The following is a 23,450-nucleotide window of genomic DNA, read 5'->3' as shown; positions in this document are numbered from 1 at the left end:
CACTTCCGTTATACCCTATACTAAATAGAGAAGAACATAATTATGGAGAAAAACATGAGACCGTATACCGTACTATGGGCCGATGATGAGATCGACCTGCTCAAACCGCACATTCTATTTCTCGAACAGAAAGGGTATCAGGTAACACCCGTACTTAGTGGCAACGATGCCATAGAAGCCTTGCAAAATAACGACTTCGACATCGTATTTCTCGATGAGAATATGCCCGGCATCGGCGGACTGGATGCTTTGCAGAAGATCAAAGAACTGAAACCCTACACACCCGTCGTCATGATAACGAAAAGCGAAGAGGAGCATATCATGACACAAGCCATCGGGGGCAAGATAGCGGACTACCTCATCAAACCGGTGAATCCGAATCAGCTCCTCCTGTCGCTGAAGAAAAACCTGCAGCAGCACAGTATCATCAGCGAAACCACGAACATGAACTACCGGCAAGAGTTCGTTCAGCTTGGCGCGCAGATGAGCGGCAAGCTCTCCTTCGAAGAATGGAAAGAACTGTACCGCCGGATCGTATTCTGGGAGATAGAGCTGGAACAAGCCGACAGGCAGATGGGCGAACTCCTCGAAATGCAGAAACAGGAAGCCAACCGTCTCTTTGCCCGATTCGTCACACAGAACTATCGGGAATGGATCGCCAAGCCGGATACACGTCCAACGATGAGTCCGGATCTTTTCAAACAGAAGGTATTCCCCCTACTCGACAATGGCGAAAAGGTATTCTTCATCCTCATAGACAACTTTCGGCAGGATCAGTGGGAAAGCGTGAAATCCATGCTCAGCGAGTTTTACACCTTCGAAGAAGATATGTACCTGTCCATCCTGCCGACAGCGACCCAATATGCACGCAATGCCATCTTCTCCGGCCTGATGCCGTTGCAGATAGAAAAGATGTTTCCCGACCTCTGGGTGGACGAAGAGAGCGAAGAGGGTAAGAACCTGAACGAAGAACCTATGATCCGGACGCTGATCGAACGCTACCGCAAGCACTACAGCTTCTCCTACAATAAGGTATATGAGACCAAATTCGGCGAACGGCTGCTGGGACAAATCCGGTCACTGTCGCAGAATCAGCTCAATGTGATAGTCCTGAACTTCGTGGACATGATGTCCCATGCCCGTACGGACAGCAAGATGATCCGAGAGCTGGCATCCAACGAAGCGGCCTATCGCTCGCTGACGAAGAGCTGGTTCAAGCATTCGACCACCTACAACCTTTTCCGCAGCATTGCCGAAATGGGTTATAAAGTGGTATTGACCACCGATCATGGAACTATTCAGGTGAAGAATCCCGTCAAAGTGGTCGGAGACAGAAGTACCAATACCAACCTCAGATACAAAATAGGCAAGAACCTCGATTACAACCCGAAAGAAGTATTCGAGATCAAAGATCCTGCAAGTGTAGGGCTGCCCCATAACAACCTCTCGGACAAATTCATCTTCACGAAAGAGGATGATTTCTTCGCCTACCCGAATAACTACAACTACTACGTACAATACTATCGCAATACGTTCCAGCACGGAGGCATATCGCTCGAAGAGATGCTTGTACCCGTAATCACGATGCAACCCAAGTAAATACTTCATACATGAATACGATCACTATCGACAGTACGTCCGACCTCGGCCGCGCAGCACGCGACTTCATTGCCCTGATGGGCGACAATACCGTTTTTGCCTTTTACGCCCCGATGGGTACGGGCAAGACCACTTTCATCAAAGCCGTATGCGAGGAGCTGGGCGTATCGGACGTTATCAATAGCCCCACCTTTTCGATTATCAACGAGTACCGCTCGGATCAGACGGGCGAACTGATCTATCACTTCGACTGCTACCGGCTCAACAAGATAGAAGACGCCCTGAATCTGGGTGTAGAAGACTATTTCGATAGCGGTAGTCTCTGCTTCATCGAATGGCCGGAGCTTCTGGAGCCGATACTGCCGAACGATACGGTTCATGTCCGAATCGAAGAGCTGGAAGACGGCAAGCGCAGGCTTACATTCTAATGCCTGCTCCGATGTCGTTCGTCATTCGGGACTTCTATCTCATCCTCTTTGCCTTAGTCGGCCTGGTTTCGCTGCTGACTGCACTGCTTTGTCCGGATTGGCTACTGAGCAGCAGAGGAGCACGCATATGGATCAATGCCTTCGGCAAGCGAGGCGCACGTATCTTCTATATTATAATAGGAGTGGCTCTGCTGAGTGCCGCGGCTTTCGGACTGATCAAGCTCTGAAAAGTATCTTGCAGTAGAATCGTCATCATAAAAAAGCACCCCCCTGCTCAGTCTCATTTTCGTATATTCCTTATAACCTCTTCAAGGGGAAACCTCTACCTTTACGGTCGGAATCAAATTCAGACCGATGGATTACGAAATAGAGAACAACCATGCCGACAATATTCGCAGGGGAAGTATCGAAGTGATATGCGGCTCCATGTTCAGTGGTAAGACAGAAGAGCTGCTACGCCGTCTGCGGAGGGCTAAGATAGCGCGACAGACAGTGGAGATATTCAAGCCGACCATCGACATGCGCTACGACGAAACGGATGTCGTTTCGCACGACAGGAATGCTATCGCTTCTACTCCCGTGGACAATTCGGCCAATATACTGCTGCTATCCTCCCAAGTGGATGTGGTGGGGATAGACGAAGCCCAGTTCTTTGATGAGGGTCTTGTGGAAGTAGCCCAACGATTGGCCGATCAGGGTGTTCGCGTTGTGATCGCCGGATTGGATATGGACTTTCGGCGTCAGCCTTTCGGGCCTATGCCGGGCTTATGTGCCATAGCAGACTCCGTAACCAAAGTTCATGCCGTGTGTGTGGAATGTGGCCGTCTGGCCAGCTATTCTTTCCGTCGTGTCCAAGGCGATCAGCAAGTGATGCTGGGCGAACTGAACGAATACAGCCCCCTGTGTAGAACCTGCTATCGGAAATGCAGTTCTCTCCCTCAAACAGAAGAAATCCATTCGACAATATGATCAGCAGACATCTGACAGTCACAATCATTGCCGGCCTCTCCCTCTTTGTACTGACATTGGGCAGCTGCTCTGTAACCAAACAGGATCCGCAGTGGACTCTCGGCGGAAAGCTCTTTACTTCGGCCTGGATACAACGTTCGGCCGAATATCAAGCTCTCTGCATTCAGGCATACAACATCGCCACAGAAAGAGTGGACGCTCTACCGGCAGAACACAAACAAGGGGCCAAACCTTATGCCATCGTAACAGACATAGACGAGACCATTTTGGACAATACGCCTAACTCCGTGTATCAGGCTCTCAGGGGCAAAGATTATGATGAAGAGACTTGGGGAGAATGGTGTGCACAGGCCGATGCCGACACGCTGGCAGGTGCTTTGTCTTTCTTTCTCCATACAGCGAACAAGGGGATCGAGGTCTTTTACGTCACCAACCGCAGAGACAATCTGCGCGAAGCAATTCTTCAGAACCTTCAGCACTACGGATTTCCCTTTGCCGATGAAGAACATCTGCTTACGACCCATGGGCCATCCGACAAAGAACCTCGTCGGCTGAAAATACAGGAACGGTATGAAATAGTATTGCTCATAGGCGACAACCTGGGCGACTTCCACCACTTCTTCAATACCAAAGAAGAGTCCGGACGCAAACAGGCTCTGGGCCTGACAGCCGGGGAGTTTGGCCGGCGATTCATCATGCTGCCCAATCCCAACTACGGATCTTGGGAACCGGCATGGTACGGCGGAAAGTATCCGCCGCTACCCGAAAGAGACAAAGCACTCAAACGACTGCGCTCACAGAGCAGCAGATAGCCCCCATAAGCAAACACATCGAATAGACAGACTCACACTATGGACAACAAACGACTAAGCAAAATAGAAAGACTGCTTCAGAAAGAACTCAGCGAAATTTTCCTGCGAGATGCCAAATCCCTGCCGGGCGTAATAGTTTCGGTAACGAACGTACGTGTAAGCCCCGACCTCAGCATCGCACGTATACACCTGAGTATATTCCCATCCGAGAAGAGCAGCGAGATTCTTGAGAGCATCAAACACAATACAAAGACGATCCGTTATGACCTCGGGCAGCAAGTTCGTACCCAACTGCGCAAGATACCGGATTTGACATTCTACATAGATGACTCTCTGGATTATCTGGAGAATATAGACCGTCTGCTGAATAAATAAGAAACGGTCGCCCGATCAAAGACGCTGTGCACTTTCCTTTTTTCATAGCCCGCCGCTACCTGTTCTCCCGCAAAAGATTCAGTGCGGTCAATGTGGTTTCGCTCGTTTCAGCGATAGCTGTCTGCGTGGTCTCTTCGGCCTTGGTTTGTATCCTCTCTATTTTCAATGGGTACGAAGCTTTGATCATGACGCATTCGGCTGTAACGGATCCCCCTCTTATGATTCGTTCGGCAGACAATTCGCTGATAAAGGCAGATGATAAAACTTTGCTCACAGCTCTCGAAACGGAAGGGATCGGTTCGTACAGCTTTATCCTCACCGGAGAAGGTCTTGTAAAGACGAAGTATCGACAGCAGGCCGTTTCTCTCATGGGTGTGGACGATCGCTACGCCCAAACCGTCAGGATAGACTCCATCATCTTTGCAGGCACATTCGCTACGAATACGTTATCCGGAGCTACGGCTCTGAATATCGGCGCAGCCATCGCAACCGAAATGCAGCTCGGCGCAGGCTTTGTAGACGACGTAGAGATAATTGTTCCCCGTCGTATCGGGCTGATCAATCCGCTTGTTCCGGCCGGTGCATTCAAGGTGCTCCAAGGACGGGTAGGCTCGGTATTTGCATCCGGCCTGCAACTCGAGGACAATTCCATCATCCTCTCCATAGACAGTCTGCGCAAACTCCTCGATTATTCGGAGCATGAAGCAGAAGCCGTGGCCATACAGCTACAAATGGGTAGCGATGCAGTGCAAACGGCTCTCCGCCTAAAAGAGACACTTGGGAGCGGCTACCAAGTACTCGATTTGGCCGGACAGCATCCCGAAATCACTCACTTGGTAGCGATGGAGAAGTGGATGAGCTACCTGATCCTCCTGTTTATCCTTGTGCTTGCTACATTTAATATAGTCAGCAGCCTCTCCATGCTCCTTATAGAAAAGAAAGAAGACGTCTATACGCTTCACTCAATGGGAGCAACATCCCAAACCATCTCTCGTATCTTTCGGATAGAAGGACTGCTCGTCTCCATGACGGGGGCAGCCATCGGCATTCTGATCGGTATAGGCTTGTGTGTGCTACAGCAGCAGTATGGCCTGATCACCCTGCAAATGGGCTTGGGATCGGTGGCATATCCGGTCAGAATGGATGCAGTGGATCTGGTCATCATATTCCTGACTATATTCACACTCAGCTACTTAGCTGCCTATTATCCTGTCCACTATTTCATCAATCGCAGGCTGAAAAACAGCTGACGAAAGGCCTCATTCGGGAACGAGGACAATGTGCAAAAGCTTTGGAATAAGGTGTTTGCGTATATCAAAGTTCGTATCTTTGTGGCAAAGGAGTGCCGGCTATGCCGATTAGATGTTCAGCAAACGAACTCGGAGAAAGTACACGATGACAGACAGTATAGTTATTATCCCTACCTACAATGAGCGGGAGAACGTGGCCAAAATGATAGAAACGGTCTTCGCTCTACCCAAAACTTTCGATATTCTGATAATCGACGACGGATCGCCCGACGGAACGGCTGCGATCGTCAAAGAGAAACAGGTCATCTATCCTGAAAGACTTCATCTGATCGAGAGACAAGGCAAATTGGGTTTGGGTACGGCCTATATAGCCGGATTCAAATGGAGCATCGCACGAGGGTATGACTATATATTCGAGATGGACTGTGATTTCAGCCATCCGGTAGACAAGCTGATCGGTCTATACAATGCCTGTGCCACAGGAGAAGCCGATGTAGCGATCGGCTCGCGCTATGTATCGGGCGGAGGCGTCAAGGACTGGCCTAAAAGTCGTGTATGGATGAGCTACTATGCATCCGTATATGTGCGTCTCGTAACCCTGATGAATATATGCGACACGACTGCCGGATTTGTTTGCTACCGCCGCGAAGTTCTCGAAGCCATCGATCTTGATTCGGTACATTTCAAGGGCTACGCTTTCCAAATCGAGATGAAATACACGGCCCACTGTCTCGGATTTCGTCTGAAAGAGATTCCCATCACCTTCGTCAATCGTGTTTTGGGAACGTCGAAAATGAACTCCTCCATTTTCGGTGAAGCTTTCACAGGCGTAATCAAGTTACGCTACTGGCACTTATTCAAAGGATTTCCCAAAAGAAAATAGTACGAAAGAGATGAAAATTCTTCTTCGCAATGCACTTATCACCAACGAGGGAAGGACCTTCCTCGGTTCGGTGATGATCGATGGCGCATTTATCTCCCGTATTATCGAAGGAGAGCTACCTGCGGATGACAATCTCTCTGCCGATGAAGTCGTAGAGTGTAGCGGTCTGAGGCTATTCCCCGGATGTATAGACGACCAAGTTCATTTCCGCGAGCCGGGACTGACGCACAAAGCTACCATCGCCTCTGAAAGCCGGGCAGCAGTAGCAGGGGGAGTCACTTCGTTTATGGATATGCCCAATACGAATCCTCCTACCACTACGTGGGAGCGACTGTTGGAGAAAAGGCAGATCGGTGCAGATACGGCATGGGCCAACTACGGCTTTTTCTTCGGTGGCACGAATGACAACATCGATGAGATCAAACGGGTGGACAAGCATTTGGTGCCCGGTCTGAAGCTATTCCTCGGTTCATCTACCGGCAATATGCTTGTGGACAATAAGGATACGCTGGAGAAAATATTCGGAGAATGCGACCTGCTCATCGCCACGCACTGCGAAAAAGAGGAAATCATCCGAGCCAACAAAGAGCACTACAAAGCCAAATACGGGAATGATTTGGACATACATTTCCACCCCCTCATCCGTAGCGAAGAGGCTTGTTACCGCTCATCGGCAGAAGCGGTGGAGCTGGCCGATAGGATGAATGCCCGTCTGCATATCCTGCATCTCTCGACAGAGAAAGAGCTGAGTCTCTTCCGCAACGATATACCCGCAGCACAAAAGCGAATCACGTCGGAAGTCTGCGTACACCATTTGTGGTTCAGCGATGCCGACTACAACAGACTTGGCAACAAGATCAAATGGAATCCGGCCATCAAAAAAGAATCGGACAGGGAGGCTCTTCGTGCAGCCGTACGCAATGGAGGCATCGATATTATAGCTACGGATCATGCCCCGCATCTGCTAAGAGAAAAAGAAGGCAGTTGCTTGCAGGCTGCATCCGGCGGACCACTCGTGCAGCACTCCTTGCTCGCCTTGCTCGAACTCTGCCATCAAGGCATATTCAGCATCGAAGAAATAGTAAGCAAGACTTCTCACATACCAGCCACTCTCTTCGCCATAGAGAAGAGGGGCTACATTCGTCCGGGCTACTATGCCGATCTGGTACTTGTGGATCCGTCATCTCCTCTCACCGTATCTGCCGATAATATACTTAGCCTCTGCGGATGGTCTCCTTTCGAGGGCTTCACCTTCAGTCACAGCGTCGCATACACTTTTGTCAATGGATGCCTGGCTTATGCAAAAGGGTGCTTGGCCGAAAGCCGGCCCACGGTACATCCGCTACTCTTCAACAGATAGAAGAATCGTATTCTTCTCTTGTCGTACCGTTTTGTTTTGCATATTGTCTAATCTTTGCCTATCATTGCTCACGCCGGACAGTTGATGTATCGAATATGGCGATCAAGTCCATAAGCATCTTCTAAACAGGTTACGGCTACAGTATAACATTCGCCCCTCAATCCTCATGGAAGAAGAAAGACAGCAATCACCGCTCGAAGGCCTGTCGGAAGAAGCTCTCAAACACGTCCATCAGCTTGATGAGCCTATACCGATAGAATTGCAAGCCTCTTATTTCCGTTTGTCGGCAGAGATGCGCAGACGTGGCATACAGCTTAGCGAGAACGAAGTCCAAGATGCAGAGCAGCTATTGTTCGATCCTATACTTTCGGACGACATCAAGAAAATGACTCTGCTCCGCCTTGCCATCACAGGCAATATCACAGTATTCAGGATTATCGAACGCTATCTCGAATCCGCTCCCGACTCAATGAGGCCTTGGGCTTTGATGGCCCAGCTGGAAGCTCGCATAGGTATCCTGTCCGATCTGGTAGATGAGAAGCAACTGGTCATAACTAGTGGTCTGGGCGGCCATGATGGCATGATGCGCTTCATGGCCTTTCTCCATACGGACAAATTGCAAGACTTCGAACGCTATCAGGAAGAACTGATAGAGAAGGAGTTGCTATATCGTATCGGCAAAGCATCCGGAGAAATAGAACGACTGGAGATGCACAGCAACTATCTGCTCCTGACCTTCCTTGTCCCGATCAACTATGATCTGAGAAACTTCTTCTCATCCTTCATCGCCGAGTGCAATCAGTTCGGCCACTTTCTGTCCACCACATTTATCATCACCAATACCCAACTGCTTACCCCACAGGGTGCCCAAGTAGCTCTGAAGAAATATGCCGAAGAAAACGACCTTCCTGCAACTAATTAAATATGGTATCGTAGGCGTATCCAATACGCTCATTTCCATGATTGTAATCTTCCTGCTGCTCAAGGTAGCCGGCATGAAAGACGGGCCGGCCAACCTCATCGGTTATATAGCAGGACTCATCAATAGCTTCATTTGGAATCGTAAATGGACATTCCGGAGCCGGACCTCTTGGAGGCAGACATTCGTACCCTTCATCCTTATGTTCGTAATATGCTATGCACTCCAATACGGACTTTTGATGTGGCTCAACGAATACTCCACCTCCTACGACAAGTATTACAACCACCTGATAGGAATGGCCTTTTTCACCATTATCAATTTCCTTGCCAATAAGTTCATTACATTCGGCAAAGAACGGTAGTGCGATATTTGGTCAATAGAGAAAACTCCTTATCTTTGCAGCGCAATAAACCAATGGGGTATTAGCTCATCTGGCTAGAGCGCGACACTGGCAGTGTCGAGGTGAGCGGTTCGAGTCCGCTATACTCCACCAAAAAAGAAGGTGCAAACCGGCAGTCGATGCAGTTTGCACCTTTTTCTTTTGTCCTCATCGGATATTTTTCCTCCTGTCCCTATCCCGACAATCTTCCCAAATAAAAGCCGAGAGCCAATGATCCCTATCAGCATAATTACGAAAGACAGAAGTGATTGTGTTAGAAGTGTTTAGGAAGAAATTGCATCGTTTCCCCAACTCCCTTTTGGACATTGCCACAGAGGCTGAAAACCATGGCCAAACCAAAGTATATAGTTTGGCTTTATCAAAGTATATAGTTTGGTTCGACCAAAGTATATAGTTCGGTTGCACCAAACTATATAGTTTAGTTTCACCAAAGTATATAGTTTAGTTTGACCAAACTATATAGTTTGCTTCAGGAGTATTTTGAGCTTTCTTTGGTCAATAAACAAAGTGCTATGAATCAACCACTTATTTCATATTTTCTGTAGGATGTCATTTTTGACTGTGACATACATTTTTGCCTTCTACCATCTTCCCACAAAAGAAATCGTACCGGAGGGTGATTTTTCCCGGAAACTCTATAAATTCGCAATGCGTATCTCCAATACGCTCTCTCTCCATTAGCCTCTTCTGGCTTTTCGTGAATGCTAAATCTTCCTGGAATATTACATACTCTACCAACAGGACGAGAACGATGTTTAAGCTTATGACGACAATGCTTATAGAGGCAGCCTTTGTTGTCCTTATCTGCACGAATCTACTTGTATATCATTTCGTGAGAGAGCCTTTTACCCTCTAGATTGAAGAATCCTGAGATTTGCATAGGAGACCATTACTTCTCCTTTAGAAGGGTTAGAGTCCTCCTCTTCAGGTGCTCCGGGACACGCTTCTTGTGGCGCACTTGGTCTTTGTGCCCATCGGCTAGCTCTTGGGCAAAGCATGGATTGTAGACTTTGCGAGACGCTGTTCTGTTACGCTTAATCTCTCGAGTAATGGTACTGACTGACAAGCTCAATTCGCGTGCGTACATATTCAAGTATCAAGTGCAATATACCTTTGATGCTAAATACTTGGACCTGAAATTTAGGATGCATGGTTCTGGATTGATCGAATGATTATCTTTGCCGCATCAATGTCTGCATAGTCTTTTTAGCTTTTTCATCCATAAAATATCACAGATAATGAGTAACTATTTTTACTTACAGCTTCAGTTAGATGTCAATAAGCCTGAGTTTGTCGCTCAAGTTGAGGAATATGCGACTACCAACAAGGCTCTGATATATGTGCTGGATAGACCCTTGGCGGAACAAAAGAAATATGATAATTATCCAAAGGGGATGGCCTTAATTGTTCTCAGGCCCAAGCATCGCATTGCGATTCTCAAGATTCCTGAAGCAGAGTCAGAGCAATTCAATGAGCATGTGGAAGATATTATCGAGGATATCGGATATATTTCAGATAGATACGATTATAAGGGGGCTTTGGGAAGGCCCAGAGTTTGGAAGGATCGTCTAATTTCTGTACATGAAGCCCCTATAACGGATGTGATTCAATTTTGGGATGACCTTTCTTTGAAAGATCCATCTGATATAAAAGATGTTGACCTCCTGATTTCTCTTTTGATCGGTAGTATCAATGATATTGAAAGAGTTAAAAGTAATGTGCCTGAGACAACCTTAGACAAGGTTAAACAAAAGATACAATTATTTGATGCAGATCAAACGAGATTCATATATGAAACTCCAAAGAAAAAAACGATTCGGATACAAGGATTATCAGGGACAGGAAAAACAGAATTGCTTCTTCACAAACTAAAAGAACTTTATACCGAAGACGAGAATGCTAAAATTTGTTTCACATGTCATAACAAGATTCTTGCAACAGAAATAAGTACAAGGATTCCTCAGTTTTTCAACTTCATGAAGGTTGAACAACAGATAGAATGGAGGAAGCGGCTATGGTGTGTCAATGCTTGGGGGAGTGCTCGTGATGAAAACTCGGGAGCATATCGATACATATGTGAATTTTATGGCCTTCCATTTTATTCGCTTAGATCAATGTCTTTTGAGAGTGCTTGTAAATTGGCGAAAGAACAAATCACACAAAAAGAGGAGCAGCTTTATGCCTTTACTTACATGTTTGTAGATGAGAGTCAAGATTTTCCCTCTCAGTTTATAGAACTTTGTGAGACCGTTACAGAGAAGACCGTGTATGTGGCAGGAGATATATTTCAAAGCATATTCGATGAAAATATATCAAGAGATATTACTCCAGACTTCTTACTTGGAAAGTGCTATCGAACAGACCCTAAAACTCTAATGTTTGCCCATGCATTAGGAATGGGATTGTTTGAGCAACACAAGCTTAGATGGTTAGAAAAGAAAGAATGGGAGGATTGTGGCTATGAAGTCTCTGTAGTTAATGGTGAGTATCATCTTACAAGAGAGCCGATTAGGAGATTCGAAGATTTGGATAATTCTTTTGAGAGTGTCCGTATGAAACAAGTGGATACAGCTCCTTCTTTAGCTATTGTAGATATTATTTCTTTAGCTATTGTAGATATTATTAAAGAGATTAAAGAAGAACACCCAACTGTACTTCCAGAGGACATAGGAATAATATTTCTCGATACGGAGCAGTACATCTATGAACTGGCATCTTCTATAGAAGCTGAAGTTTATGAATCCTTTCAGTGGGAGGTAAATAAGGCTTATGAGTCCAAACAAAGAGAGCCTCACAAACTTTTGATAAGTAATCGAAATAATGTTAAGGGGTTAGAATTTCCTTTCGTCATCTGCGTTACTAGAGAAATAAGAAACAGCATTATTTATCGTAATGCTTTATATACGATGCTCACTAGATCATTTATACAATCTTATCTCATTACCCAAACAGCACTCTGCTCAGAGATGAAAGAAGGATGGGATCAGATACATCTTGATAAAGAGATGGTCATCAAAGAGCCAAGTAGTGCAGAGAAGGAGCAAATACAGACTCGATTTAGAGATAGTATCCGTCTTCTGTCCTTGGATGATCGACTAAAAACAATATTTGATCGATGTGAGATACCTGATTCGGCACAAGAAAATCTGAGACAGATGCTTCGTCAGCTCCCAAGAGTCGAAGGATGGGAAGACGATAAGCTAGAAGAATGGGTTGATGCCAATAAAAAGTATGTGTGATGAAGTCTTTCAGCAGTGGAATTCCTGGATATATGAAAGAGAGGCTATTAGAAAGGCCTATTCGCTCTCAAATAGACTATATTCATCTAATCGTTGAAGTGACAGAATGTCTTTTAGGGGGGAATCCTTGTATTCATGACAAACCATATGTGCATGTGGTTATCGACAAAATGGCCCGTCTCTTCGTATTCTATAATTCCAATAAATATGCGAGCGTTTTCTATCCCTTCCATATTGAAGAGAGAGAAGAAGCATCTGTTTCAATTTATAATAGAAAGGGAGAAGAGATAAGTTATAAAGAGCTCTCGGCTGTAAGGGAAATCCTTAATGATAACTCGGTTAAACAAAATAGATGGATATCGTTCAGTGACTTATGGTATGACTATATAACTGAGGAAGAACCCTTTCGAAGCAGTGAACAACAAGAAATCGGTGTAACTTTGATAGAAGAGATTCTTCAGTATGAGCCAGCATATGTGCGCTATGATCATGATCCACAAAATGCAAATGGCAATCTACATCCCAGATATCATATTGACATAAACTATTCTCAAGGTGGAACATTTAAACTTGGTTTACAAAACTTAATGACGCAAGATCAGTTCAAAGACCTACATGATCTAAAAACAGACTGCCTCTATCTCAATCTTTAAAAGACATCTTAGTATTTTCAGAAACAATCCCTTGCAGTCCAATCTGAGTAAATAGTTATCTCTTAAAAACGCCAGTTCGATGTAAGAAAAGGCCAATGAATTTGTTTTCTGATTAGTGGTAAACGCCCAAAGAACGTGGATATTATGCTTGAAAAGCAGCGAATTATTTATTTCTTAACAGTTGACAATCAATAAGATATGAACAAACAAAACGCTACTTTATGAAAACAAAATAACAATGTATAGTGCTACACTATCATAGAAAAGAATTTGATTAGCGACTATCCCCTATTTTAATAAGAGCAATATATGAAATTAAAAATCAGTTTCTTGCTGTTGTTTTTCACAATATCACAACAGCTGTCGGCACAAGAAATGGTCAAAGTAACAAGCCATTATGGAATTGGAAATGAAGAGATTCAAGATATAATCGACTTTGAAAACATTTATGTCGAAAAGCTGACCTTTCAAGGAAAACTACTGAAAGGAAAATCTTATATAATAGATTTGGAAGAATACAAAGAAGGGAAACGGGTGAATACCTCTACCCTGTTTGACGGTACTGAAACAGACTATTTCCGGATCAAATCCGAGCATGAATCGATCAAGTTTTTCTTCAAAATCAATGAAGGGAAACTAAAAACTTATATTAGAGGAGCAAAATTTGCAAGCCAAAAGTTCTACTCCACCTTGCCCTATGATCCGGACAAATATGCTGTAAAAGATTTTTTCGGTGAAGAAAAAGAATTAACGGTCGATCTCGATAAACGAAATACCATTTTCGCCATTATCACTCCCACAATTCATGAAGACGGCTCCGGATCATACTGCGAAGTGGTGCAATCGGGTATTGCACCCGAAAAGTTAGGAGAACACTTTAGCATCCCCCATTACTATCTCGTCACAATACGATTCGAATAGATTAAATATTGGATCTCAATCCCTTTCAATATCACCTTATCGGGCTTATCATCTGCTTTCCCACAGGTGTTTATCAGGAATGAGTCCAAACCGATATTCCTTACTGAAGACTTCTTCGATATATGTGTCCGTAAGAAAGGAATAGGATTTATCAAACATCAATTTTTCGAGTAGCTCGTTTTACGATCTACTGCGTATGCTGGTTCTGTGAGGCCCTCCATCTATTTATAATAGGTTTTACCGCTTCCCTATTCACTTTCAGCCAATCCGTGAGGTGGTTGGCCACTGATTTTTTGACGAACAAAATCTCGTCCTCTTTCAAAAGCTCTAATATTTGGAAGACCGGTTCGGGATTGTTGATGAAAGTGTCCAATTTGGTTGCCCAAGGCAACTTGGGACGCAGGCCCTCACTTGCCAGTCTCCTTAGATGAAAATTAGGAGACACAGCCCATCGCTGCATCTTCTTCAGGGTTTCGGCCGGATACTTCCGAATGTAGGGACGAATAGCATATTCACCTGTATTTCTTTTGGTTACCTCTTCGATTGCATTGATGGAAAGCTCAAAGTGGTCGAGACCGTATTCTTGGACAAATTTCCCGATAGGCATGATCCAATAGTAATGGGTAAACATTCCCGTTTCGTTGGGATTTTCTTCTCCCAAAATACCTGTCAAAACGGATAAAGCCCTCTCATAATCTTCCGGAAGATGCTCTTTCAACAGTGAGGCGAAGATGGAGATTCGCCGGGTATATGTTTTCCCGACGACATGATTTTCAACACTTTGGACGAAGCTATCCCGATCGAAATCGGGATATACAATCATAATCTTATCTGATAATAATTCGGCCAAATTCCGGCCGAACATTTCGGTAATACTATACGTCGTTGCCATTTTGTTCGATATTGAATTCAGAATCTGCAACATTGGATGCACTCCAAAGAAGATCGAGATTCTGACGTCTATTTTCCCTAATCGGTTCCCCCTTTTATACAAACAAATATAAATATCATTTGCTCCTTGACAACTCCGGCTACCGACTTATTCAGCACGTACCGGTAGCTATAGAGTAAATAGAATTTCCCCTGTCGGCACCTTTGTCAAATTCAAAAAGGGCTGTAGCGAAAGTTCATTGCGGCACAGCCCACTGTCGTTCGTATTCGATCTATTCGGCCCTAACATATTATAGTACCGAACATCCCATACAACGAGGCAAGACCACCTGCACTCACCATGATGTCTTTGATTATGAGGCGTCCTACACCGGAGATTGAAGGAAATCCATGATGATGAATTGCAAAGGGATTTCTCCCCAAGCCGGCTACTCAAGCCCCGGGATTTACAATGAATAAATTTATTCAACAAAAAATTGCTTTTCACATTATTTTTTATCAGATTTGCGTAAAAGGAACCGATATTAGCAAGCTTATGGACAAATTAAGTTGTAGATTTTGTCTTATCCGGTATCATTTGCTACTGATGGTGATAATCATTGCCTGATTCACTTCGGATACAGCCACTGCTCTGAAAATTATTTTGACATCTTCCTAAACGAAATTTTTCATTCAGAATTCGATAACTATTATTAATCAACTAAACGGAATAGGATATGAACAAAAAGAACATTACCATCGGATCAATCATCGCAGTACTCGCCATACTGCTTATCACTTCTTTCTTGTGGAATAGAAATGTACGTAACAAGCTGCGGATCGCTCAGCACAATGTGGAAGCAGCATTGGACTCCATTCGTTACCTCAAAGATGCCAATGGAAATCTCTATGCGGAAAAGAAATCGTTTATCGCCACTATCAGCGAATTGAGAGAACTGAACAATGAGATGTATGAGAATATCCGGTCATTGCAAAAGAAACTGCAAAAGAAAATTCTGACTGGTTCCGATATAGGCGTAGTCGTGACGGACACCATTTATCAGGACAAGATCATCGAATACACGTTAGACAGTCTGGTAAACATCCCCTTCTCCGATCAGACCATCAATGCCAACAGCCTCGTTCGTATACATCGGGACAATATCCGTCTGCAACAATTCACATACAACTTGGACATTCCGCTCGAAGTCTATTTCACAAAAGACTATCAGATCATCGCTCGCAGCAAGAATGAAAACGTGACATTCAGCAAGCTCAACAGCTTTATCGATCCCTCCATTACGAAGTATCGCAATCGCAAAAGATGGGGATTCGGTATTCAGGCCGGTATCGGCTTTATGCCGGGCTACGACCTCGTAAGCAAAGACATTGTACCTGCTGTAGGCCCCTACCTCGGCGTGGGCATCAGCTACCACATCCTACAGTGGTAAGAGAGACCGGAAACCTCTTTAAAACAAGACTAAAAAAACAGGGCAACGCTAATTGATAGACGTCTGCCCTGTTTTTTCATTAGTAGAGACCATTGCACGGCACTTTGCGTCTTTTAGGGGTTGTGGTTGTTGTATATCACTGATAAATAGCATATTTACACATAATTAACTGTATCAACATGGCAACTAAACCAACCGAACCGGCTCCCGGCTTCCTACAAGTATATACTCAGGTTCGTCGCGACCGGATGAAGCACTCCTTTCTACGCCAAATCAATGCTTGTGTTGATTGGCGAGGTATCCGCACCCTACTGAACAAGAAGTACACCAAGACTCAGAATGCCGTAGGCAACCCTGCCTACGGTTTCGATATACTTATTTCATAACCCAATTAGGAGCCTAATCAAAAAGCTACTAAAAAGAAAAAAGAAAATACCTGACAGAGGTTCAACATGATAAAAGAAACGCCCCGAAATGCTGTATTTCGGGGCGTTTTCGTGTACACTTTCGTGTACTTGGTTTGTAGGTCCTTGGTTTTCAGGATTTATTGTGGTGCCACCAGGAATCGAACCGGGGACACAAGGATTTTCAGTCCTTTGCTCTACCAACTGAGCTATGGCACCTTGTCTCTTGATGGGTGCAAAGATGAGCGTTTTATTTGATACCACCAAATTTTATCGCTGTTTTTTTCTTTCCCGATGCGGTATCAAGCATGATGTTGCGATAAATTTAGGATTAAGACTACGAAAGGGATTCCGAAGTTCCGGTTTCTTACGAGTGTACGATTCCGGTCGGATCCGATTTTCTCGGTCTGAATTGCTTCAAATCGGATCAACGATCCAATTTTACACAACTCGGTTCTACATGAAAGTAGAATTACAGAGTGAATGTGCATTCGAGGCCGAAGCGCAGCGGTTTGGCTTGCTGCTTGAACTTATTGCCCAAAGATTCGAAATAAAAGACGGTGTAGTCCGTATCCGTCAAATTGCGTCCCCAAAACGAAAGGGTAGCCATGCCCATGCCGATACCGATGCGTCCGTTCAGTGTCAGATAGGGCGGTTGGCGCACGGTATTGTCCTCTTTCCAATAGATGGAGCCGGCTCCATTGAGATCCACCGTACAGAAGAGACGATCGATAAGCGAACCGGAGAAGGCCCTATCGTAATGGAGCACCAAGGCATAGGTGTGCAAGGGGATGAAAGGGACGCGTTTGCCTTTGTAATCGAACGAAACCACTTGTCCGCCTATTTTCTTTTCCACGGTGTAATCGACAAATTCGGCACGGGCAAAGCCGTAATTGGCCGTAACGGTCAGTCCCCGCATGATGAGGGCTTGGAGCGAAGCCTCCAGGCCGATACTGCGCGAGCGTCCGGCATTGACGATCATGCGCCCCGTACCGTTGTCCACGAATCTGGTGAGCTGGAGGTCCCGCGTGTCGGTAAGGAAGAGGGCGGCATCGAGGGCAAGTCTCCGCTTCTGCGGCTTCCAGTGCAAGCCGAGTTCGTAACTGTGGCTGTATTCGGGTTTGAAGGAGATCGTCTGCTCCACGTTGTCCACCACGGGTTTGAACGGTTGGTTCATGACGGCGGACATGAGATCGCTTTGTTGCTGTTGCATGATGAGGTCGGCAAAGACCTGCTCGTTGTATCCTCCGGCTTTGTAACCTTTTGCCATCGAAAAGTAAGTAGTCAGGTCAGCCGACGGAGCGTATTTGAGCGAGAATTTGGGTAGTAGTTCCCACGTGGCCTTCGACTCCCTGCCCTCCATCACACTCGGCACACTGAGGGGATAGGTTTGGCCGGTGGCTTTCACCGTAACGAATATCGGAAAGGAAGCAGATTCGTAGTAGTCGAATCGCTGGTATTCGTAGTCCAACCTGAGTCCGATGGTGGCAGAAAGTCCGCGAACGAACAGGTCGTCTATCGTGGACTGGTGGAAGAGGGCGGCTCCGAGCGTAGGCCGGTCGAAGTGTCCGGGAAGGGTGAGATCGCTCGACATATCCGCCGTGAGGATGACAGGGATTTGAGGCATGGCATTGAGTTTGTCGAACTGCGTCTGCAACATGGTGCGGATGCCATCTTTCTTGAAGAGGATAGGAACGTCGAGCGAATTGTAATCATAGAATCCGAACAGGCCGGCACTCCAATGATAGCGACCCGAAGAATTGTCCCGCAGGGCAAATTCCTGCGTCAGGCTATGGTTCTTTTGTCGCTGTGTAATGGCAAACAAATCGAGCCGGGTATAGTCCTGATCCATATTCATCTCATCGTTCAAGAGCTGGAAGCCCGTGGCGGAACTGATGGTGAAGGGGACAAACTTTTTATTCAGCAGGAATCGCGACGTCAGTATATGCCGGCGGTAGTGTCCTTCGTCATTATAGTCTACGGGGTGTAGCACACCGGTGGTTTCATCGTATTTGCGATAAGGGAATGCAGCCTGATCGCCGAAGTCATAATCCGCGCCAAGCGACATTTGCAGGGTTTCGTCCGGGTGCATTTCCAACTTCAGACGTCCGCCGATATTGCTCTCCCCGTCAGCCCATTTGCCGGTGAAGTCGTTACGATTGTAGCCGTCCGCTTTGTCCGCATAGGCGGCATAAGCCAAGGCCATACGTTCCGAGATGTGCAGATTGCCTTTGGCCTTGAAGTTGTAGAAGCCATTCCTCCCTGCACCGCCTGTCAGCTCCGTTCGCTTGGGTGCAAACGGGGATCGGGTATGGACGTTGATCACGCCGGCCATGGCATTTCTGCCGTAGAGAGTACCCTGAGGACCACGAAGGATCTGCACTCCCTGCACGTCGGCCAACTCGAAGTTGAAGGAACTTCTATTCAAATACGGCACTCCATCCACATATATACCGATGGTCTGTCCGCTACTGCGAGCCCCTACCCCTCTTAAATACATGGCTGACGACATTTTGGAGCCGTATTCGGGTATATAAAGATTGGGCACATAGCTCGTCAATACAGGAATGGACGTGATGCGGGACTGCTCCAGAAGACGGGTGTTCAGGATGGAATATGCCCCCGGTAGCTTCATCAGGGCGTTGGTCTCCTTGATGAATGTACCGGTAGAGAGGACAACTACTTTGTCCAAGATGTGTGAGTACAAACTATCCGTTTCTTTTTCGATCGCTTCGGTATGAACCGTGGAAGCCTGCATACAGGGCAGAAAACCGATCAAAGAGAGGCAAATGGCAAACAGCTTTTTCTTCATAAGGGAATAATCTATTGGAATTTGTCGGCCTGAAAATAGAGATTCGCCTCCTACACCAATTCGTTCGCAGCAAAGAGCGCGGAGAAAAGAGAATGGGTTGGCATGGCTTTGTATCAATAGGGTAAAATATCCGCTATCTTTGGTCTAATGATGACAGCTCCAAGCCAAGGATACAGAGAGTTCGGCGACTACCTCCGGCAGGTATTTCCACACTATAAGGTACAGAAGATTACCCTCAACGCAGGCTTCACCTGTCCCAACCGAGACGGACTGAAAGGATGGGGTGGCTGCACCTATTGTAACAATCAGACCTTCAGTCCTGCCTTCGCCATGAGACACCACTCCGTGTCGGAACAGCTAAGAGACGGGATAGCTTTCTTCGCTCGGAAGTATCCTCAGATGAAATACCTGGCCTATTTCCAAGCCTATACCAATACTTATGGAGAGCAAGCCGAGATCATCCGCAAGTACGAAGAAGCCCTGAACTACCCCAATGTAGTAGGCATTATTATAGGTACCCGACCGGATTGCATGCCGGATTCTCTTTTGTCCTACTTGAAGGATTTGTCGGAAAGAGTATTTGTTCTCGTGGAATATGGTGTAGAGAGTACGCTGGACAGCACTCTCCGGCGAGTGAATCGCGGACACCTCTGGTCGGATAGTATGGCAGCTATCGAGCGAACGGCTAAGGCGGGATTGCCGGTAGGTGTGCATCTGATCCTCGGACTACCGGGGGAAAGCAGGGTGGATATACTCAGGCACGCTGACGAGGTATCGGCATTGCCCGTGACCACGCTGAAGTTGCATCAACTGCAAATCATCCGAGGTACGGCCATGGCCAAAGAATACGCAGAGAATCCCTCAGACTTTCATTTTTACTCCGAGGAGGAATATATCGACCTGTGTCTTGATTTCATCGAACGCCTGCGTCCTGATATTGTGCTTGAACGTTTCGTATCACAGTCTCCGGCCGAACTTCTCCTGATGCCGAAATGGGGATTGAAGAATCATGAGTTCACACACCTGATCCGTCGTCGCATTCAAGAACGCAATATCATACAGGGACGGCACTGGAAAGGATAATTTCCCTCCGCTATTTCTACAGGAAGAATCGGTGCGTTTGCCAAAGGCTGATTAACGGGGGCAATTATAGACCGTTCCATACAACAGTTTCGTTGCACTCTTCGCGTCAATCTCTCCATTATTATAAGCCATCAAATACAGCGGCACTCCCCTACCGTCCTCTTCATACGGAGGCTGTGTATAGTCGGTATCAATAATTTCGAATCCGGCTCTTTCATAAAAGCCGATTCGTCGTCTGGCAATCTCCGTCAGGGGAGGCTCAGCTTCCAGCAGTACACATGAATCCGAGGACAGAGCCAATGCTGTCATCATTTCTATGGCAGTCTGCCCTATATTACGATTTCTCCATTCGGGAGCGATGGCAAAATGCTCGATAAAAGACAATTCGGGCGACAAAGTCCAGCTAATGATAAAACCTTTGGCCTCTTCCGCTACATCACGCTCCCCGATCAGAAAGAGGCTGCAAGATGGGTCTGAAAGAACCGTACGTAAGAAATTGTCATACGAGCGTCTCTCCTCTGCAGGAAACGAAGTCGTGTACAGCTCCCATACATATCGGATAACTGCAGATCGATCTGCATCGGAGAAAGACTTTAAGTCAGAAAATCGAAGCATTGTTTTTAGTACTATATAATATGTATCAGGAATAGATAAGGCTGCACAGCAGGATACTGCACAGCCTCATTCTCTTTCCAGACGGAGAGGGGGCGGAAAGTTGCTCTTTAGACCTCTTTGATCAGCTCCTCTTGTAACTCCTTCTCTTTGAGCGGAGTCACCAGCTTATAGCCCTTTCCGTGAATATTCTTGATCTCGATTTGAGAATCACCTTTCAAGAGCTTGCGCAACTTCGTGACATAAACATCCATGCTTCTTGCATTGAAATAGTTGTCATCCGCCCATATCGTCTTCAGGGCATAGTTGCGCTCAAGGGTTTCATTAGCATTGGCACAAAGCAAGGCCAACAGCTCGTTTTCTTTGGTAGTCAATCGAGTCACCTGATCATCGATCGCGATGGTTTGCTTCTGAGTATCGAACAAGTACTTACCGATACGGTAGTAGAGCATATACTTGTTCGAACGTGCACCAGAGCGTCGCAGTACGGCTTCGATACGCATAGCCAACTCTTCCATACTGAAAGGTTTGGTGACATAATCGTCAGCTCCGATTTTGAATCCTTCGATAATATCTTCTTTCTTCGCTTTAGCACTAAGGAAAATAATGGGCATATCCGGATCGATCAACCGTATATCCTGTGCCAACGTGATGCCATCCTTACGCGGCATCATGATGTCGAGCACACAAATGTCATACGAATTCTTGACGTAGTTGGAATAACCCTCTTCTCCATCACCATAAAGATCGACGATGTAATCTTTCGTCTCGAGAAATTCTTTCAAGAGCGGTCCGATATTACTATCGTCCTCGCAGAGAAAGATTCTTGTTTTTTCTTCCATCTTCTTCTCCTCCAAAAAATAGTTGTTTTTATATTAATGGGCTACAAAAGAAGCTCCAGTTTACTGGAGATTGGTGGTGCGCATGCTCTTTTTTCGCCTCAAATGTTCTATTCTGTTATATCCCCACTCTATAAGAACGAAAATTTACGTTTAATTGTTCTGTCCAAAGAAAAAAATAAAACAATATATACTCTATAGACGGCTCTATCTTCATAAAGCAAAAAGACAGAATACTCTCTTCAGGACTGATCGCATAATGTTTTTATAACAAGTTGCAAAATAAACGCTTTCTTGTGAATAATCTTGCTTTTAGAAACAAATTCGACGAAAAACAATCTGAAAAATCTCCTCCATGAATGAGACCTTTGAAAAATAAGGAGATGTATGAAAGAGGCATTCTTCGGATAAAAGGAGCGAAGAATTTGGGAGGAAGCAAGGGATAAAAGGGCTTGTAAATCACCCTTGCGGAGCTACATGAACGAGCTCCGCAAGGGTAATTATGTCTTATCCTACACATGAGGACATAATTATCCCGGGTGTTCTGTATAGGTTAAAGGCGATGCTCTCAAGAATGTTTTGGGTATGGGTCTTTGCAAGCCCTCGGTAGCGACATCGTCCGCCATGAAACCACCGACGAATACTGCCAAAGGTGCGTTCGATAGTAGTCCGTATCGGACTGATTGCTTTGTTTCGTTGCTTCTCTTTCTCGGTCAATGCCCTGTTGCGTTGTGCCTTGTGCATAATCCCGTCTTGAAGGTGATGTGTTTGCAGGTACGAACGATTTTCTCGAGAAGCATATCCTTTGTCCGCCAGGATGGCTGTGCCTTGTGGAATGTTTATACTCTCCAATAGCGGAATAAGCTCCTTCGTATCACTGCGGTTTGCTGCAGTCGTTATCACCCTTTGAACAATGCCTTGAACATTGGTCAAACAATGCTTTTTGTATCCGTAGTGATAACACTTTTGTTTGTACACCCAACGGGCTTCTTCATCCGTCCCTTTACGCTGACGGACAACCTGTTTTTGATAATCCTCCTCCGCCTCTTTTTCCTGCTCGCTCCGATTGTCTTCCCTGTCGTCTGCGACTTCAATCGTAATGCTTCCATTGGGTTTATATGGCGTCTCCACGAGGCTTGCATCGACAAGCACCCCTTCCCTTATCGAAATGTGATGCAGGGAAAGTTGCTTATTAAACTGCACCAAAAGTTTGTCCATCAGGCCCGGTTCGGTCAGTGCCGAACGAAATCGACTGATGGTGCTGTGGTCGGGAGAAACCTCTTCCATTTTCAACCCCAAGAATCGGGAAAAAGTGATTGAATCATTGATACGCTCCTCCAGAGCACAATCACTGAGGTTGTACCATATCTCCGGAAGCAACATCTTGAATAAGAGAATCACGTCATAAGCCGGGGCACCGATGGCATTTTGTCGCTTCGTGTATTTCTTGTTGATCAGCGTCCGAATCGGACGCCAATCAATAAGCCTGTCAATCTGATTGAGGAAGTCGTTTTGTGCTTTGCGATAACGCTTTGAAAGGAGTGCGTCTGCAAATGTTACATGCTCAT

22 protein-coding genes and 2 tRNA genes are annotated in these 23,450 nt (G+C 45.8%); 18 read left to right on the top strand and 6 right to left on the bottom strand.

The window, feature by feature from the left end; all coding sequences use genetic code 11:
• The first annotated feature begins 42 nt into the window (after positions 1-42).
• From porX to F452_RS0101895, 15 genes are all read left to right on the top strand, one after another.
• Complete coding sequence (gene porX, locus F452_RS0101975; RefSeq protein ID WP_018964586.1) at positions 43-1,599, top strand: type IX secretion system response regulator PorX; 1,557 nt, start codon at positions 43-45, stop codon at positions 1,597-1,599.
• Between the two features lie 11 nt (positions 1,600-1,610).
• Positions 1,611-2,027, top strand: a complete 417-nt coding sequence (gene tsaE, locus F452_RS0101970; protein WP_004584158.1) for a tRNA (adenosine(37)-N6)-threonylcarbamoyltransferase complex ATPase subunit type 1 TsaE — start codon at positions 1,611-1,613, stop codon at positions 2,025-2,027.
• Positions 2,027-2,254 (top strand): immunity 17 family protein, encoded by a 228-nt coding sequence (locus F452_RS0101965; protein WP_018964585.1) that lies wholly within the window; start codon positions 2,027-2,029, stop codon positions 2,252-2,254. Before tsaE ends, F452_RS0101965 begins: the two co-directional genes overlap by 1 nt.
• Positions 2,255-2,381: 127 nt before the next feature.
• Positions 2,382-2,996: a thymidine kinase gene (locus F452_RS0101960; RefSeq protein ID WP_018964584.1), complete on the top strand. Its 615-nt coding sequence runs from the start codon at positions 2,382-2,384 to the stop codon at positions 2,994-2,996.
• Entirely contained in the window at positions 2,993-3,808 is an 816-nt protein-coding gene (locus F452_RS0101955) for a 5'-nucleotidase, lipoprotein e(P4) family (protein ID WP_018964583.1), read from the top strand. The genes F452_RS0101960 and F452_RS0101955 overlap by 4 nt, the downstream gene beginning before the upstream one ends.
• Before the next feature lie 39 nt (positions 3,809-3,847).
• Positions 3,848-4,183: a 30S ribosome-binding factor RbfA gene (gene rbfA / locus F452_RS0101950; RefSeq protein WP_018964582.1), complete on the top strand. Its 336-nt coding sequence runs from the start codon at positions 3,848-3,850 to the stop codon at positions 4,181-4,183.
• Between the two features lie 26 nt (positions 4,184-4,209).
• Positions 4,210-5,433 (top strand): FtsX-like permease family protein, encoded by a 1,224-nt coding sequence (locus F452_RS0101945; RefSeq protein ID WP_026292109.1) that lies wholly within the window; start codon positions 4,210-4,212, stop codon positions 5,431-5,433.
• A gap of 145 nt (positions 5,434-5,578) precedes the next feature.
• Positions 5,579-6,316, top strand: a complete 738-nt coding sequence (locus F452_RS0101940) for a polyprenol monophosphomannose synthase (protein WP_026292108.1) — start codon at positions 5,579-5,581, stop codon at positions 6,314-6,316.
• A gap of 10 nt (positions 6,317-6,326) precedes the next feature.
• Entirely contained in the window at positions 6,327-7,676 is a 1,350-nt protein-coding gene (locus F452_RS0101935) for a dihydroorotase (RefSeq protein WP_018964579.1), read from the top strand.
• A gap of 166 nt (positions 7,677-7,842) precedes the next feature.
• The gene (locus F452_RS0101930; RefSeq protein WP_018964578.1) at positions 7,843-8,598 is read left to right on the top strand and encodes a hypothetical protein; all 756 of its coding nucleotides are present in this window, start codon (positions 7,843-7,845) and stop codon (positions 8,596-8,598) included.
• Entirely contained in the window at positions 8,564-8,959 is a 396-nt protein-coding gene (locus F452_RS0101925; protein ID WP_018964577.1) for a GtrA family protein, read from the top strand. The genes F452_RS0101930 and F452_RS0101925 overlap by 35 nt, the downstream gene beginning before the upstream one ends.
• A gap of 55 nt (positions 8,960-9,014) precedes the next feature.
• Positions 9,015-9,091 (top strand) — tRNA-Ala (locus F452_RS0101920).
• A 1,145-nt stretch (positions 9,092-10,236) separates the two neighbouring features.
• On the top strand, positions 10,237-12,237 hold the full coding sequence (locus tag F452_RS0101905; protein WP_018964575.1) for an ATP-binding domain-containing protein: 2,001 nt from the start codon (positions 10,237-10,239) through the stop codon (positions 12,235-12,237).
• Positions 12,237-12,890 (top strand): hypothetical protein, encoded by a 654-nt coding sequence (locus F452_RS11100; protein ID WP_052114555.1) that lies wholly within the window; start codon positions 12,237-12,239, stop codon positions 12,888-12,890. The genes F452_RS0101905 and F452_RS11100 overlap by 1 nt, the downstream gene beginning before the upstream one ends.
• A gap of 309 nt (positions 12,891-13,199) precedes the next feature.
• A complete protein-coding gene (locus F452_RS0101895; protein ID WP_026292106.1) occupies positions 13,200-13,811 on the top strand; it encodes a hypothetical protein in 612 nt (203 codons plus the stop codon).
• A 187-nt stretch (positions 13,812-13,998) separates the two neighbouring features.
• Here the strand turns inward: F452_RS0101895 and F452_RS0101890 are convergent, their stop codons facing one another.
• The gene (locus F452_RS0101890; RefSeq protein WP_026292105.1) at positions 13,999-14,703 is read right to left on the bottom strand and encodes a DNA alkylation repair protein; all 705 of its coding nucleotides are present in this window, start codon (positions 14,701-14,703) and stop codon (positions 13,999-14,001) included.
• Positions 14,704-15,418: 715 nt separating this feature from the next.
• Here F452_RS0101890 and F452_RS0101885 point away from each other — a divergent pair.
• Positions 15,419-16,132, top strand: a complete 714-nt coding sequence (locus F452_RS0101885) for a hypothetical protein (RefSeq protein ID WP_018964571.1) — start codon at positions 15,419-15,421, stop codon at positions 16,130-16,132.
• Between the two features lie 179 nt (positions 16,133-16,311).
• On the top strand, positions 16,312-16,518 hold the full coding sequence (locus F452_RS12395) for a hypothetical protein (protein ID WP_018964570.1): 207 nt from the start codon (positions 16,312-16,314) through the stop codon (positions 16,516-16,518).
• A 164-nt stretch (positions 16,519-16,682) separates the two neighbouring features.
• On the opposite strand, the gene F452_RS0101875 is transcribed toward F452_RS12395, so the two are convergent.
• A tRNA-Phe gene (locus tag F452_RS0101875) sits at positions 16,683-16,755 on the bottom strand.
• 253 nt (positions 16,756-17,008) lie between these two features.
• Positions 17,009-19,348: a TonB-dependent receptor gene (locus tag F452_RS0101870; RefSeq protein ID WP_018964569.1), complete on the bottom strand. Its 2,340-nt coding sequence runs from the start codon at positions 19,346-19,348 to the stop codon at positions 17,009-17,011.
• Positions 19,349-19,495: 147 nt separating this feature from the next.
• On the opposite strand from F452_RS0101870, the gene F452_RS0101865 reads away from it, so the two are divergent.
• The gene (locus F452_RS0101865) at positions 19,496-20,431 is read left to right on the top strand and encodes a TIGR01212 family radical SAM protein (protein WP_018964568.1); all 936 of its coding nucleotides are present in this window, start codon (positions 19,496-19,498) and stop codon (positions 20,429-20,431) included.
• Between the two features lie 51 nt (positions 20,432-20,482).
• On the opposite strand, the gene F452_RS0101860 is transcribed toward F452_RS0101865, so the two are convergent.
• From F452_RS0101860 to F452_RS10635, 3 genes are all read right to left on the bottom strand, one after another.
• Positions 20,483-21,046, bottom strand: coding sequence for a GNAT family N-acetyltransferase (locus F452_RS0101860; protein ID WP_018964567.1), 564 nt, complete (start codon positions 21,044-21,046; stop codon positions 20,483-20,485).
• A gap of 107 nt (positions 21,047-21,153) precedes the next feature.
• On the bottom strand, positions 21,154-21,885 hold the full coding sequence (gene rprY, locus F452_RS0101855; protein ID WP_026292103.1) for a response regulator transcription factor RprY: 732 nt from the start codon (positions 21,883-21,885) through the stop codon (positions 21,154-21,156).
• A gap of 504 nt (positions 21,886-22,389) precedes the next feature.
• Positions 22,390-23,450, bottom strand: a 1,061-nt coding sequence (locus F452_RS10635; RefSeq protein ID WP_018964565.1) for an IS5 family transposase, incomplete at its 5' end; no start/stop codon positions are given.

Origin of the sequence: Porphyromonas gulae DSM 15663, from assembly GCF_000378065.1 — a bacterium.
Lineage (GTDB): Bacteria > Bacteroidota > Bacteroidia > Bacteroidales > Porphyromonadaceae > Porphyromonas > Porphyromonas gulae.
Note: the sequence above shows the minus strand (reverse complement) of the source record. Positions and strands in the feature narration are given on the sequence as shown.

What these genes read in the sequence shown, in the direction of transcription:
- F452_RS0101925 (WP_018964577.1), top strand. Translation starts at nt 8,564, where the DNA reads ATGCCGAAGAAAACGACCTTCCTGCAACTAATTAAATATGGTATCGTA.
- porX (WP_018964586.1), top strand. Translation starts at nt 43, where the DNA reads ATGGAGAAAAACATGAGACCGTATACCGTACTATGGGCCGATGATGAG.
- F452_RS0101890 (WP_026292105.1), bottom strand. Translation starts at nt 14,703, where the DNA reads ATGGCAACGACGTATAGTATTACCGAAATGTTCGGCCGGAATTTGGCC.
- F452_RS0101905 (WP_018964575.1), top strand. Translation starts at nt 10,237, where the DNA reads ATGAGTAACTATTTTTACTTACAGCTTCAGTTAGATGTCAATAAGCCT.
- F452_RS0101955 (WP_018964583.1), top strand. Translation starts at nt 2,993, where the DNA reads ATGATCAGCAGACATCTGACAGTCACAATCATTGCCGGCCTCTCCCTC.
- rprY (WP_026292103.1), bottom strand. Translation starts at nt 21,885, where the DNA reads ATGGAAGAAAAAACAAGAATCTTTCTCTGCGAGGACGATAGTAATATC.
- rbfA (WP_018964582.1), top strand. Translation starts at nt 3,848, where the DNA reads ATGGACAACAAACGACTAAGCAAAATAGAAAGACTGCTTCAGAAAGAA.
- F452_RS12395 (WP_018964570.1), top strand. Translation starts at nt 16,312, where the DNA reads ATGGCAACTAAACCAACCGAACCGGCTCCCGGCTTCCTACAAGTATAT.
- F452_RS0101895 (WP_026292106.1), top strand. Translation starts at nt 13,200, where the DNA reads ATGAAATTAAAAATCAGTTTCTTGCTGTTGTTTTTCACAATATCACAA.
- F452_RS0101865 (WP_018964568.1), top strand. Translation starts at nt 19,496, where the DNA reads ATGATGACAGCTCCAAGCCAAGGATACAGAGAGTTCGGCGACTACCTC.
- F452_RS0101965 (WP_018964585.1), top strand. Translation starts at nt 2,027, where the DNA reads ATGCCTGCTCCGATGTCGTTCGTCATTCGGGACTTCTATCTCATCCTC.
- F452_RS0101870 (WP_018964569.1), bottom strand. Translation starts at nt 19,348, where the DNA reads ATGAAGAAAAAGCTGTTTGCCATTTGCCTCTCTTTGATCGGTTTTCTG.
- F452_RS0101940 (WP_026292108.1), top strand. Translation starts at nt 5,579, where the DNA reads ATGACAGACAGTATAGTTATTATCCCTACCTACAATGAGCGGGAGAAC.
- F452_RS0101960 (WP_018964584.1), top strand. Translation starts at nt 2,382, where the DNA reads ATGGATTACGAAATAGAGAACAACCATGCCGACAATATTCGCAGGGGA.
- F452_RS0101860 (WP_018964567.1), bottom strand. Translation starts at nt 21,046, where the DNA reads ATGCTTCGATTTTCTGACTTAAAGTCTTTCTCCGATGCAGATCGATCT.
- F452_RS0101885 (WP_018964571.1), top strand. Translation starts at nt 15,419, where the DNA reads ATGAACAAAAAGAACATTACCATCGGATCAATCATCGCAGTACTCGCC.
- F452_RS11100 (WP_052114555.1), top strand. Translation starts at nt 12,237, where the DNA reads ATGAAGTCTTTCAGCAGTGGAATTCCTGGATATATGAAAGAGAGGCTA.
- F452_RS0101935 (WP_018964579.1), top strand. Translation starts at nt 6,327, where the DNA reads ATGAAAATTCTTCTTCGCAATGCACTTATCACCAACGAGGGAAGGACC.
- F452_RS0101930 (WP_018964578.1), top strand. Translation starts at nt 7,843, where the DNA reads ATGGAAGAAGAAAGACAGCAATCACCGCTCGAAGGCCTGTCGGAAGAA.
- tsaE (WP_004584158.1), top strand. Translation starts at nt 1,611, where the DNA reads ATGAATACGATCACTATCGACAGTACGTCCGACCTCGGCCGCGCAGCA.